The sequence below is a fragment of the Streptomyces sp. NPDC088350 genome (assembly GCF_044753545.1).
Classification (GTDB): Bacteria; Actinomycetota; Actinomycetes; order Streptomycetales; family Streptomycetaceae; genus Streptomyces.
Genome location: NZ_JBIVNL010000003.1, coordinates 459,446 through 472,667, shown reverse-complemented (window position 1 = coordinate 472,667; position 13,222 = coordinate 459,446). Strand labels below are relative to the sequence as shown.

12 protein-coding genes are annotated in these 13,222 nt (G+C 71.2%); 5 read left to right on the top strand and 7 right to left on the bottom strand.

Annotation, left to right across the window (positions count from 1 at the left end; all coding sequences use genetic code 11):
• Window positions 1-17: 17 nt before the first annotated feature.
• From ACIQBL_RS12030 to ACIQBL_RS12000, 7 genes are all read right to left on the bottom strand, one after another.
• Window positions 18-1,277 carry an MFS transporter gene (locus ACIQBL_RS12030; RefSeq protein ID WP_401939856.1) on the bottom strand — a complete coding sequence of 420 codons (1,260 nt, stop codon included), beginning with the start codon at window positions 1,275-1,277 and terminating at the stop codon, window positions 18-20.
• Window positions 1,278-1,439: 162 nt separating this feature from the next.
• Window positions 1,440-1,883 (bottom strand): VOC family protein, encoded by a 444-nt coding sequence (locus ACIQBL_RS12025; protein WP_401939853.1) that lies wholly within the window; start codon window positions 1,881-1,883, stop codon window positions 1,440-1,442.
• 3 nt (window positions 1,884-1,886) lie between these two features.
• Complete coding sequence (locus ACIQBL_RS12020) at window positions 1,887-2,258, bottom strand: nuclear transport factor 2 family protein (RefSeq protein ID WP_401939850.1); 372 nt, start codon at window positions 2,256-2,258, stop codon at window positions 1,887-1,889.
• 39 nt (window positions 2,259-2,297) lie between these two features.
• A complete protein-coding gene (locus tag ACIQBL_RS12015) occupies window positions 2,298-2,717 on the bottom strand; it encodes an ester cyclase (protein WP_401939847.1) in 420 nt (139 codons plus the stop codon).
• Window positions 2,714-4,291: a GMC family oxidoreductase gene (locus ACIQBL_RS12010; RefSeq protein ID WP_401939845.1), complete on the bottom strand. Its 1,578-nt coding sequence runs from the start codon at window positions 4,289-4,291 to the stop codon at window positions 2,714-2,716. The genes ACIQBL_RS12015 and ACIQBL_RS12010 overlap by 4 nt, the downstream gene beginning before the upstream one ends.
• Window position 4,292: 1 nt before the next feature.
• Window positions 4,293-5,825 (bottom strand): GMC family oxidoreductase, encoded by a 1,533-nt coding sequence (locus tag ACIQBL_RS12005; RefSeq protein WP_401939842.1) that lies wholly within the window; start codon window positions 5,823-5,825, stop codon window positions 4,293-4,295.
• Between the two features lie 8 nt (window positions 5,826-5,833).
• Window positions 5,834-6,247: a nuclear transport factor 2 family protein gene (locus tag ACIQBL_RS12000; protein ID WP_401939841.1), complete on the bottom strand. Its 414-nt coding sequence runs from the start codon at window positions 6,245-6,247 to the stop codon at window positions 5,834-5,836.
• Between the two features lie 280 nt (window positions 6,248-6,527).
• Here ACIQBL_RS12000 and ACIQBL_RS11995 point away from each other — a divergent pair, with 280 nt between their 5' ends.
• From ACIQBL_RS11995 to ACIQBL_RS11975, 5 genes are read left to right on the top strand one after another with little or no spacing between them, the layout of a single operon-like run.
• Entirely contained in the window at window positions 6,528-7,367 is an 840-nt protein-coding gene (locus tag ACIQBL_RS11995; protein ID WP_401939839.1) for a type 1 glutamine amidotransferase domain-containing protein, read from the top strand.
• A 32-nt stretch (window positions 7,368-7,399) separates the two neighbouring features.
• Entirely contained in the window at window positions 7,400-9,076 is a 1,677-nt protein-coding gene (locus ACIQBL_RS11990) for a thiamine pyrophosphate-binding protein (protein ID WP_401939837.1), read from the top strand.
• A 5-nt stretch (window positions 9,077-9,081) separates the two neighbouring features.
• On the top strand, window positions 9,082-9,678 hold the full coding sequence (locus ACIQBL_RS11985; protein WP_401939834.1) for a DJ-1/PfpI family protein: 597 nt from the start codon (window positions 9,082-9,084) through the stop codon (window positions 9,676-9,678).
• A 28-nt stretch (window positions 9,679-9,706) separates the two neighbouring features.
• A complete protein-coding gene (locus ACIQBL_RS11980; RefSeq protein WP_401939832.1) occupies window positions 9,707-11,695 on the top strand; it encodes an alpha-1,4-glucan--maltose-1-phosphate maltosyltransferase in 1,989 nt (662 codons plus the stop codon).
• Entirely contained in the window at window positions 11,692-13,125 is a 1,434-nt protein-coding gene (locus ACIQBL_RS11975; protein WP_401939830.1) for a hypothetical protein, read from the top strand. The genes ACIQBL_RS11980 and ACIQBL_RS11975 overlap by 4 nt, the downstream gene beginning before the upstream one ends.
• The last annotated feature ends 97 nt before the right edge of the window (window positions 13,126-13,222 follow it).

Genomic DNA, 13,222 nt, shown 5'->3' with positions numbered 1-13,222 from the left:
GGAAGGACTCCTCAAGGTCAGGAAGCGGACTGCCGGGTCGGCGCGGTGGTGGTGTCCGCCTCCCGCACGACGACGCTCGCACGCGGCTGCCGGGCGGACAGGGACAGGAACACCAGGGCCAGCAGCACACAGACCGTCCCGCCGATCGGCAGCGCGGCCGACCCGTGCGACAGCAGCAGACCGCCGATGCCACCGCCCACGGCCTGGCCGGCGTAGATCGCGGAGGCGTTCATCGACAGCACGACCGGGCCCTGCGGACCGGCGGCGGTCAGTAGCCGCTGCTGCTGCGCAGGGTTGAACATCCAGCCCACCAGCGACCAGCCGGCCACGATCAGGCACAGCAGCACGGCGGTGGCCGTGCCGCGCGAACCGACGTGCGCCAGCACCGCGAGCAGTGCCCAGGCGACCGCGAGACCGCCCATGGAGACCGCCGCCACCTTCACCGGCGAGATCCGGTCGATCAGCCAGCCCGCCGCCAGGTTGGAGATGACGGCACCGACCCCGAAGATCAGATAGACGGTGGTCACCATCGCGCCGTGGATGCCGGCGGTACGGTCGGCGAACACGGCGAGGTAGGTGTAGATCACGAACACACCGCAGATGGAGAGCGCGGTGGCCACGAGTGTGGTGGGGATGGTGCGGATCCGGGCCGCGGTGACGCGCTCGCGCAGACTCGCCGTCCCGGCCGACGGGATCTGGCCGAGCGCCCGGGCCAGGCCCAGGAATGCCAGCGCGCCCAGTACCGCGACGAACACGAACGTCGCCCGCCACTGTGCGGCGTTGGCGATCAGGGTGCCGATCGGCACCCCGAGCGCGTTGGCGAGGGTGAGGCCGCCCAGCACCGCGGCCAGGGCCCGGCCCCGCTCGGCGGGGGCGGCGAGGGTGGCCGCGGCGGCGGTCGCTGCGGGTGTGTACAGGGCGGCGGCGAGGGCGGCGAGCACCCGGGCCACGATCATGATCGCGTAGTTCGGCGCCACCGAGGCGAGCAGATTGGCGAGGACGAAGACGACGAGGGCGGACAGCAGGATGCCGCGCCGGTCCTTGTTGCCCGTGGTGACGGCCAGCACCGGCGCGCTGACCGCGTACACCGCGGAGAACACGGTGACCAGCAGACCGGTGGTGCCCAGACCCACCCCGAGGTCATGACCCACGTCGGGCAGGACGCCGCTCACCACGAACGAGTCGGTGCCCAGGGCGAACGTACCGAGGGAGAGCAGAAGGATGGGGCGGCGAGCCGCGCCGCTGGGCAGGACGGCCGCGATGGAGGGGGCGCGCATAGGGGGTGACTCCTTGCCTGAGGAACGTGCGGAGCACGCTAGGGAGAAGTGGGGCCCTCGCCCGGGTCCGGCAGCGGCCTTCCGGCACACTGCGTCGAGCACCCGGGTGTACTGCGTGAAGTCGCTGATCTGTCGGGCCTGCGCGGCGCGTCGGACGGACCGTCAGGCGTACGTGGCGAGTTCGGCCGCCTCCTGGTCGGAGTAGCCCTGACTGACCTCGACGACCACGCCGTCGGGGTCCTTGACCCACACCGTCTTCCAGCCGGGGATGAACGCGTCGAAGGCGAGCGGGCCCAGGGTGACGTCCAGTTCGCCGCCCGCCGTGTCGAGGAAGGCGTCGACACTGTCCACCTGGAAGGCCAGATGGCGTGCCGTGCCCGGGTGCCGGGGTCCGTCCGCGAGGGTGTCGAAGGCGGGCCCGGCATCGGTCGCGAACAGCTCCAGATAGACCTGGTCGCGGCGGAGGAAGACGACACGGGTGCCGTCCGCCTCCACCACCCGGGCCCGTGCGAAGCCGAACCAGCGGGAGTAGAAGTCCTCCGTGGCCTTCTGGTCACGGCAGTTGAGGCCGACGTGCGACCAGCGCAGTCCGCTGACGACAGCCATGGCTCACCTCCCGAGGACGGGGGTGAAGGGGACGCTGTCGTGGAAGTTGGCCATGTAGACGATCTGGCCGTCCTCGACGCGGAAGTAGTTGCACACGTCCGCCTCGATCCGCTCGCCCCGCGCGGTGCTGGCGGAAATGTGCGAGACCACGGCGGCCTGCTCCCCGTCGACCACGACGTGCACGGGCCGGTTGGCGAAGCGCGCGTACATCTCAGGGAAGCCCTTCATCATCTCCCGCAGCGTCTCCCGGCCCTCGACATGACCGGCGAGCTGCTCGTCCATCGTCTGGTCCGGCGCGAACAGGTCGCACCACGGGTCCCACTCGCCCGCGTTGGCGAGTTCGTAGTAGCGCGTGACGACGTCCTTCGTGTTCATGCGATGCCTCTCGTCCATGATGGTGGCCGGCCCGGGCGGTCAGTCGCCCGAGTCCCAGCCCGGCAGCGGGTAGCCCGTTTGGGCGAGCAGGGTGAGCAGGTCGTCGACCGCCCAGCGTTCGACGAACCTGCCGTCCGCGACCCGCCAGATCTCGTGCGTGTACCAGTCGAGTGCGGCGCCGGTGGGGGCCAGGCCCAGGAAGGTCCCGGTGTGTCGGCCCGTCAGCCGGATCCGGGTGTAGACCCGGTCGCCGACCGCCGTCACCTCCTCGGGGTGCGCGGTCATCTCCAGGGCGTCGATGACCGCGGCGAGGTTCTTGCGGTAGACCTCCAGCGAGGCGACGTCGACGAGACCGGGGTGGTGATCGACGAAGCCGTCCGTCATCACCTCGCCCAGCCGGTCGTAGGCGCGGTCGTTGAAGTGCTCGGCGAAGTGGTGGTACAGCTCGGCGCCGTTCATGCTCGTCCCTCCTGGTGCGTTCCGGTGCCGGTGCCGCCGTGTGCGGCGAGGACCAGGTCGGAGGCCTTCTCGCCGATCATCACGCAGGCGGCGTTGGTGTTGCCCGCGATGATCCGCGGCATGACCGAGGCGTCGGCGACCCGCAGCCCCGCCACCCCGCGCACCCTCAACTCGGGGTCCACGACCGCCTGTTCGCCGTCGCCCAGGGCGCAGGTGCCGACCGGGTGCCAGAGCGTCCCGGCGTTGCGGCGGACGAACTCGACGAGGTCGGCACGGCTGGTGACCCCGGGGCCCGGCGCGATCTCGGTCTTCACGACCTCGGCGAGCGCGTCCGTACGGGCCAGGGCGCGAGCCAGTTCGATGCCGTGGAGGAAGGTCTCCACGTCGGCCGGTTCGCTGAGGTAGTTCGGCCGCAGCACCAGGTTGTGGGCCGGATCCTCCGGGTGGAGGCTCACCGAGCCGATGCTGTGCGGCTGCGCGAGCACCGGCGCGAAGGTGAACCCCGGTCCCTCCTGGTCGAGCGCCGGGTCCACGAACTTGAGCCCGCCGAAGGTCATCTGGAGATCGGGGGAGCCCTCGCCCGAGCGGGTACGGGTGAAGAAACCGGTCTCGGCGATCAGCGTCGGCTCGAACGGATGCTCCTGCCGGCTGAGATGGGCCACCCCCAGGATCATGTGGTCCTGGAGGTTGCGGCCCACCCCGGGCAGATCGGCGACCACGGGAAGACCGTGCCGGCGCAGCTCGGCCGCGTCCCCGATGCCGGAGCGCAGCAGCAGATGCGGAGACTCGTACGCCCCACCGCTGACGATCACCTCCTGTTCGGCGCGGGCCTGCTGGACCCGCCCGTCCCGGACGTACTCGACCCCCGTCGCCCGGCCGCCCGTGAACAGGATCCGGGTGGCGGTGGCGTGACTGAGCAGCGAGAGGTTGGGCCGGTCCAGCACGGGACGCAGATAGGCCACCGCGGTGCTGGAACGCTCGTGCGTGGGCGTCTTGTTGGCCTGGTAGTAGAAGACCGTGTCCGTCTGCTCGGCCGCGTTGTAGTCGAAGCCGGGCCCGGCGTCGCGCAGCCCCACCTCCGGGCCGGCCTCGAACAGCCGCCGGGACACGGGAGTCGGGTCCGAGTGACGGATCACGCCCAGCGGACCGCCCTTCCCCCGGTACTCGGACGGCCCGCCGTCGAAGTCCTCGGACCTGATGAAATACGGCAGGACATCGGCGTAACTCCAGCCGGGCACGGCCCAGTTGTCGTAGTCGCGCCGGTTGCCCCGTACATGCAGCATCGCGTTGACCGAGCTGCACCCGCCCCAGACCCTGCCGCGGAGCACCGGGATGGAGCGGCCCGCGAGACCGGCTTCGGGCTCGGTGGCGTAGCCCCAGTCGAGCTCGCCCGGCGCCCACAGCGACAGGGTGCTGGAGATCTGCTCGCGGTGGATCTCCGGCCGGGTGTCGGGTCCGCCCGCCTCCAGCAGCAGCACCTGGGCGTCGCTGCCGGTGACGAGCCGGTGGGCCAGGGCGCAGCCGGCCGATCCCGCGCCGACCACGATGTAGTCGTAGGAGTCCGCGGCACTCATGTCAGCCCTTCCGCTCCAGGTCGCGCCGGACGAAGTCGGCGGCCCGCTCGGCGATCATCACCACGGGCGTCTGGCAGTTGCTGGAGGGCAGTTCGGGGATCACCGAGGCGTCCGCCACGCGCAGCCCCTCCACCCCGCGGACCTTGAGCTCGGGGTCGACCACCGCCAGGTTGTCGCTGCCCATGCGGCAGGCGCCCGCGTAGTGGAAGTACGAGGTGACGTTCTCGCGCACGAACGCCGCCAACTCCTCACGCGTACCGACCGACGGCCCCGGGGCGACCTCCTTGAGCCCCCACTCGGCGAACGCGCGGGTGCCGAAGATCTCCCGGCCGAGCTCGAAGGCCTTGACCAGCCGGTCGACGTCGGAGGGATGCGAGAGGTACGCCGGGTCCAGCAGCGGGTCGGCCAGCGGGTCGCCGCTCGCCAGCCGCAGCGTGCCGCGCGAGAGCGGACGTACGAGCCCCGGCAGGGCGGTGATCAGCCGCGGGTCGGGCTCCGGCTGGAACTGGGCGCGGTGGACGAAGCCGATCTGGAGGTCGGGCACCGGCCAGCCGCCGCTGTTGGCGAACAGGCACACCTCGGACAGGTTCATGTTCGGGTCCGGTCCGGGCCGGTCGGTGCGGGCCACCGGGTTGATCAGCAGGGCGTGGTCGTGGAAGTTCTCACCCAGGCCCGGAAGGTCGACGCGGGTGTCGATGCCGTGCTCGGCGAGGTGTCCGGACTGCCCGATCCCGGACAGCATCAGCAGTTTCGGCGTCTGCACACCGCTGGCGCACAGCAGCACCTCGGTGGTGGCGCGGACCTGCTTGACCTCGCCGTCCTGGAGGTACTCGACGCCGACCGCCCGGTCGCCCTCGAACAGGACGCGGGTGGCGAAGGAGCGGGCGCTCAGCGTCACGTTGCCGGTGGCCAGGGCGGGGGAGAGATAGCCCTGCCGGACACCGTGGCGCTGCCCGTCCTTGAGGTCGAGATGATGCCAGCCCACGCCTGTGCCCTGGGCGTTGAAGTCCTCGGTGAACGGGTGGCCCAGCTCCAGACAGGCGTCGACGAAGGTCTGCGAGATCGGATTGGGGCCGTGATCACGGGCGTTGACCACGGGGATCGGGCCGTCCTTGCCGGCCGTGGGGTTGGTGTCGTCCTCCTGGGCCTCCAGCTTCCGGAAGTACGGGAGCACGTCCTGCCAGGACCAGCCGACGGCACCGTGGTAGGCCCACGAGTCGTAGTCCAGCGCGGCGCCCCGCAGATGGATCATGTGGTACATGTTCGTCGAGCCGCCGATGCCCTTTCCGGAGGCGAGATAGACCTTCTTGCCGCCGAGGGCCCGCTGTTCGGTGCTCCAGTACGCCCAGTCGACATCGGTGAAGTGCCGCTCCGCCCAGCGGTGGGGCACGTCGATGCTGTCGGGCAGGGTGTCGGTGCCGGCCTCCAGGACCAGCACGGAGGCGCCGTCGATCTCGCCGAGCCGGCGGGCCAGGACGGCACCGGACGTGCCGGCTCCGACGACGACGAAGTCGAAGGAAGTCGAGTCGCTCACGGGGTCTCCTAGGCTTCCACCGGCACGAGTTCGCCGACCCGGTAGGTGACGATGACCGGCGGTTCGCCGCCGGCGCGGCGTTGCAGCGTCCAGTTCTGGTGGACGCGGAAGGTCGACACGGAGCCGTCGGCGACCGTCTTGGCCGTCCAGACGACGAACAGGTCGATGTGCACCCGGTCGCCGCTGTTACGGGTGTCGAGGTGCTCCAGGACATGGGTCTGGTCGGCGAAGGTCTCGCCGACGACCCGGTACCAGTCGCGGAAGTCGTCGTGGCCGCGCAGGGTGCGCTCCGGAAAGGCCATCTCGAGACCCTGGTCGGAGACGAAGGGCAGCAGTTCCTCGACCGGTTCGTGCCGGCTGAGGATGTCGAACCACTGCTGCACGAACGCGGCGACGGAGTCGTCGTACTCGCCGGTGGGCATGGTTGCCTCCGCTGATCGCTGAGGGATGGACGGATTCGTTCGTCCACCGATGACCCCACACCGTCCCCGCCGTGCGAAGCGCCCGCGACCTGCCCGCCCGGACTGTGCGAAGTCGGGCCGGAGGCTGAGGCAAATCGGCCGGAACATGCCGTAGTGCCCACCATCACTTGGGGTTGTGCCTGTGCCCAGACCATTGCTCCTGGTGACCGTCGACCCGCGACATCTAGACAGGACGACGGCAGTTCGCAGTGCGTGTCGTTCCCGAAACGGGAGGAACCCCATGAGCAGGCGCATTCTCGTCGTCCTGTCCGAATACGGCTACTGGGGCGAGGAGTTGATCGGCCCGCTGGATGCCTTCGACAAGGCCGGTTACCACCTCACCTTCGCCACCCCCACCGGCAAGCGGCCCCAGGCGCTGCCGCCGAGCATGGACCCCGACTACGTCGACCCGCCGCTGGGGCGGTCCGTCACCACACCCGGGATGGCGGCGAGGGTACGGGCCGTCGAGGCCTCCGACCGGCTCGACAACCCCCTCGACCTGTCGTCCTGGCTGCCCGACCGGCCCTACCGCTCCAAGCCGTACTTCCTGCGCGACTGGGAGGCCTACAACACCCGCCTGGAGCAGATCAGGAACCAGATCGCCGACCGTTACGACGCCCTGCTGATCGTCGGCGGCAGCGGACCGATCGTCGACCTCGCCAACAACTGGCGGGTGCACGACCTGATCCTCGCCTTCCACGCCCTCGACCGGCCCATCGCCGCCGAGTGCTACGGAGTCGCCTGCCTCGCCTTCGCCCGCGACCAGGAGGACCGCACCAGCATCATCAGCGGCAAACACGTCACCGGGCACTGCATCGAGTACGACTACAAGGACGGCACCGGCTTCCTCGGCACCGACTTCGTCATCGGACCGCCGCCGTACCCGCTGGAGTACATCCTGCGCGACGCCACCGCCCCCGGAGGCGCCTACCACGGCAACTTCGGCAAGGAGACCTCGGTCATCGTCGACTACCCGTTCATCACGGGCCGTTCGACCCCCGACTCCTGCCTGACCGGACAGAAGACCGTCGAGGTCCTCGAACACGGCCTGCGTCAGTGGGGGTTCAGGGCCACCGCCTGACACCCACGCGCTCCCACGAGAGGTGAACACCCATGGACTTGAGGCCCGCGCGGATCGCGCTGCTCGAACAACTGCAGGCCGAGGGGGTCCGGTACATGTTCGGCAACCCCGGCACGGTCGAGCAGGGCTTCCTCGACGAACTGCGTTCCTTCCCCTCCATCCAGTACGTCCTGGCCCTGCAGGAGGCGACCGCCGTCGGCCTTGCGGACGGCTACGCCCGCGCCACCCGCACCCCGGCAGTCCTCCAGCTCCACTCCGGAGTCGGGCTCGGCAACGGCATCGGGATGCTCTACCAGGCCAGGCGCGGCCACGCGCCGATCGTCACCCTGGTCGGCGAGGCGGGACTGCGCTACGACAGCATGGACGCGCAGATGGCCGCCGACCTGGTCGGCATGGCGAAGCCCGTGACCAAGTGGGCGACCCGGGTCGTCGACCCGGACTCCACCCTGCGGGTGCTGCGGCGGGCCTTCAAAGTGGCCGGCACCCCGCCGTACGGGCCGGTCCTGGTGGTGCTGCCCGCCGACGTGATGGACCGCGACACCGGTGAGCCCGTAGTACCCGTGTCGTACCCGGACACCCGCACCGTGCCCGGCCCGGACACCGTGGCGCGCGCCGCCGCGCTGCTCGCCGGTGCCGAGCGCCCGCTCGTCATCGCCGGCGACGGCGTCCACTTCGCGGGCGCGCAGGACGAGTTGGCGCACCTCGCGGAGGTCTGGGGCGCCGACGTGTACGGCGCCGACTGGGCCGAGGTCAACCTCTCGGTCGAACATCCGGCGTACGCGGGCCAGTTGGGCCACATGTTCGGCGAGCAGAGCCGACGGATCACCGGCGCGGCCGACGGCGTCCTCGTCGTCGGCACCTACGCCCTGCCCGAGGTCTACCCGGCCCTCGACGGCGTCTTCGCCGACGGGACCCCGGTCGTGCACATCGACCTGGACACCGACGCGATCGCCAAGAACTTCCCGGTGGACCTCGGTATCGCGGCCGACCCCAAGGGCACCCTCGGGCTGCTCGCCGGGGCCCTGGGCCAGGAGATGGGCGACGCGCGGCGGGCGCGTGCGGCCGAGCGGCTGGGCCGCCGGGCCGCCGAGCGTGCCGACCTGCTTGCCGGGGCCAAGGAGCGGGACCGGTCCGTCACCGATGTCCTGGAGCTGCCCACCGTCTGCTTCGCCCGGGAGCTGGCCCGCCGTCTCCCGTCCGACGCGCTGCTGTTCGACGAGGCGCTCACGGCCTCCCCGGAACTCTTCCGGTATCTTCCGCCGACCGTCCCGGGCGGCTGGATGCAGACCCGGGGCGGCTCCCTCGGTGTGGGCATCCCCGGCGCCCTTGGGGCCCAACTGGCCCACCCGGGGCGGACGGTGGTCGGCTTCACCGGCGACGGCGGCAGCATGTACACCTTCCAGGCGCTGTGGACGGCGGCCCGCTACGGGATCCCCGCCAAGTTCGTCATCTGCAACAACGGCAGCTACAAACTGCTGGAGGACAACATCGAGGAGTACTGGCGGTCCCAGTCCATCCCGGCACACGAGCAGCCCGAGATCTTCGACCTGTCCCGGCCGCCCGTCGACTTCGTGGGCCTCGCCCGCTCCCTCGGCGTGGCGGCCGTGCGGGTGGAGAAGCCGGGGCAGGTACAGGGAGCCGTGGCGCAGGCGCTCGCGCACCGGGGGCCGTTCCTTGTCGACCTGGTGACGGCGAAGGAGAGGGGCTGACCGCCGTGCGACTGACCGGTCACAAGATCGCCGTCCTGATGGAGAGCGACTTCTACGAACCCGAGATCCACTACTACCAGCACCGCTTCCCTGAGGAGGGCGCCGAGATCCACTTCCTGTCCCGGTTGTGGGGCAACAAGGAGATGACCTTCCGGGGCCACGAGTACCACATGCCCTTCGAGGTCGACGAGTCCTTCGAGGACGTCGACGAGTTCGCGCTCAAGGAGTTCTCGGCGGTGATCGTGCCCTCCGGCATGGTCGCCGACCGGCTGCGCTACACCGAGGACCCCGAACGGCTGCCGCCCGCCGCGCAGTTCCTGCGTCGCGCGTTCGCCGACGAGGCGATCCTCAAGGGCATCATCTGCCACGGAATGTGGCTCGCCGCGCCCCTGCCGGGTCTGATCCGCGGCCGGCGCGCGGTGGTGCACAACAACCTGCTGGGCGATCTGCGCAACATGGGCGGCGAGTACGTCGACCAGGACGTCGTCGTCCACGACGACCTGGTCACCGGGCGCACCGGCGACCACTGCCACCTTTTCGCCCGCACGATCATCGACCTGCTCGCCACCCGTCCGCGGCCGGCCCCGATCGGGCGCCGCTGACGGAGTGCGAACGGGGGAGGAGCGATCCATGACACCGGTGACCGGGCGCATACCCGTCCTCGACGTCCGCCCGCGGGTGCGGGACGGGGAACTGCCCGCCAAGGCCGTGACCGGCGAACACGTCGGCATCACCGCCACCGTCTTCCGCGAGGGCCACGGAGTGGTCGCCGCGGACGTGGTCCTGCGGGGCCCTGGGGGGTATCCCGCCCGCCGGGTCCCGATGACCCTCGTCGATCCGGACGCCGACCGCTGGCAGGCCACCGTGGTGCCCGACGCCGAGGGCCTGTGGACCTTCCACGTCGAGGCCTGGGGCGACCCCCTGGCCACCTGGCGCCGCGACGCCGGCCTCAAGGTCGCGGCCGATGTCGACACCGAACTCACCCTGGCCGAAGGAGCGTTGCTGCACGAGCGGGCAGCTCTCGGCCTCACCGCAGGAGACCGCCGGGAGGCGGTGCTCACGGCCGTGGCCGCGCTCCGCGCCACCCCGGGCCCGCCTTCGGCCAGGCTGGCGGCCGTCACCACCCCCCGAGTGGCGACCGCGCTGGGGCGCTATGCGCTGCGCGACCTCGTCACCGCCTCCCGGCCCATGCCCCTGCGCGTCGAACGCCGACGCGCCCTGGTGGGCTCCTGGTACGAACTGTTCCCGCGTTCGGAGGGAGCGGTGGCCGAAGCGGGCGGACGCAGGGTGAGCGGCACCCTGCGCAGTGCCGCCGAACGCCTGCCCGCCGTCGCCGCGATGGGCTTCGACGTGGTCTATCTGCCGCCCGTCCACCCGATCGGCACCACCCACCGCAAGGGCCCGGACAACACGCTCACCGCGGGACCCGACGACGTCGGTTCGCCGTGGGCCATCGGTTCGCGGCACGGCGGCCACGACACGGTCCACCCCGACCTCGGCACCCTGGACGACTTCCGCCACTTCGTGGCCGTGGCCCGGGACCTGGGACTCGAAGTCGCCCTGGACTTCGCCCTCCAGTGCTCGCCCGACCACCCCTGGCTCACCGACCACCCCGAGTGGTTCCACCATCGCGCCGACGGTTCCGTCGCGTACGCCGAGAACCCGCCGAAGACATACGAGGACATCCATCCCCTCGACTTCGACGGCGACCCGGAGAGCCTGTACGACGAGGCGCTGCGGGTACTGCGGCACTGGATGGACCAAGGGGTGCGGATCTTCCGTGTCGACAATCCGCACACCAAGCCGGTGCCCTTCTGGGAGCGGTTGATCGCCGAGGTGAACGCCACCGATCCCGATGTGCTGTTCCTCGCCGAGGCGTTCACCCGGCGGGCCATGGTGCACGCCCTCGCACAGGCCGGCTTCCAGCAGTCGTACACCTACTTCACCTGGAAGAACAGCGCGCGGGAGCTGGCCGAGTACCTGCCCGAACTCGCCCACGACAGCTCGGGCTTCCTGCGGCCGAACCTCTTTGTCAACACGCCCGACATCCTGCACGCCTATCTCCAGGACGGCGGCCGGCCCGCTTTCGAGGTACGCGCCGTGCTCGCCTCGACCGCCGCGCCGAGCTGGGGTGTGTACGCCGGGTACGAGCTGTGCGAGAACACGGCACTGCGCGTGGGCACCGAGGACTATCTCGCCTCGGAGAAGTACCAGCTGAGGCCACGGGACTGGGCGCGTGCGGAGGCCGAGGGCCGGACGATCACGCCTCTGATCACCTTGCTCAACCGCCTGCGCCGCGACCATCCGGCCCTCCAGGAGCTGCGGAACCTGCGGCTGGAGCCGACCGACGGTGACCGGATCCTGGCCTACTCCAAGCAGGTGGAGCTGCCGGACGGCGGTACCGACACCGTTCTCGTCGTCGTCAACCTCGACCCGCACCAGGCCCGGGAGACCACCGTCCACTGCGATCTCGCCGCGCTCGGCCTGCCCGCCGACGGCACGCTCAAGCTGCGCGACGAACTCACCGGGGAGACCTACGCCTGGGGAGAGTCGACGTATGTACGCCTCGATCCCGCCTATCGGGTCGCGCACGTCCTGACCCCTGCGGAGCGGTCATGAACGCCACGAGCGAGGTACTGGAGCCCGTGCTGCCGGTGCTCGGGCCGTGGTTGGCCGGCCGCCGGTGGTTCGACGCGCGGGACGCGGGCGCGCGGCTCGCGGTCCGGTCCGCGACCCTCGTCGGCCGTGAGCCGCCGTTCCTGCTGCACGCGGTGGTGGCCGTGGACCGCACCGACGGATCGTTGCAGCGGTATCAGCTGCTGCTCGGCCTCGGTCCCGAACTGCCCACCCGGCTCGCGCCCGCCGCCATTGCCTCCGTGCCGAGCGGACCCCGGCAGGGCTGGCACCTGTACGACGCGGTCGCCGACGGAGCCCTCCTCGGCCTCCTGCTGCGGACCCTGGCGGGGCAGGGCGCCGACGGGGCACCGCACCTGGAACGCACCACCCGCTATCCGCTGCCCGTCGGCCTGGTGCCACGCCCGCTGGACGTCGAACAGAGCAACACCACCGTGTCGTACGGCGACCGGATCCTGCTGAAGATCTTCCGCCGTCCCGAACCCGGCCCGCACACGGAGGTCGACGTCCTCGACGCCCTGACCCGGCAGGGTTGCTCCCGCACCCCGCACCTCTACGGGGGCCTGTACAGCGAGGCCCCCGGCGCGGAAGGCCTGGTGCTCGGGCTCGTCGAGGAGTTCCTGTCCGGGGCGCGGGAGGGCTGGGAGGCGGCGGTGCGGCACGCGAGTGAGTGCGTCGACGGCTCCTGCCGGGGCGTCCCGGCGACCGGCGGTTTCACCCCGTACGCGCACAGTCTGGGCCTGGCGGTCGCGGAGGTGCACGGGGCGCTGGGCGAGGCCTTCGGCCGTACCCGGCTGACGATCGAGGATGTGGCCGAGGAGGCGGCCCGGATGAACATCCGACTCAAGGAGGCCGTCGAGGAGGTGCCGGCGCTGGTCCGCTACGCGGCACGTCTCGGCGTCCTGTTCGACGACTACGCCCGGCTGGCCGGCCGAGGTTGTCCCGTCTTCGCCCAACGCACCCACGGCGACCTGCATCTGGGCCAGGCGCTGCACACACCGGACGGCTGGCGGATCGTGGACTTCGAGGGCGAGCCCGACCGGCCCGCCGCCGAACGCGCCCGTCCGCAACCGGTGCTGCGGGACGTCGCCGGAATGCTGCGCTCCTTCGACTACGCGGCCCGTACCGGACTCGCGGCCTCGCTGCACTCCGGTGGTGGGGCGGAGGCGGTGCCGCCCGGACAGCGGCTGCGCCGGCTGCGCAGGTCCCAGGCGTGGGCCGTCCGCAACCGGCGGGCATTCGTCGCGGGGTACGCGTCGGCCGGGCGGGACGATCCGCGCTGCCACCCCGTCCTGCTGAGGGCGTTCGAGGCGGACAAGGCGGTCTACGAGGCGGTCTACGAGGCGCGGCACCGCCCGGACCTGCTGCCCATCCCGCTCGCCGCCGTCCACCGGCTGGCGGGCACGGCCCGCTGACGCGGGAGGGCGGGCCGTGCCCGTCGCCGAAGAGGGCTTCCCCCGCCGGGAATTCAGGTCCGTGAAGGATCCCTTCTCCTGGGTTTCCTGTGAATTT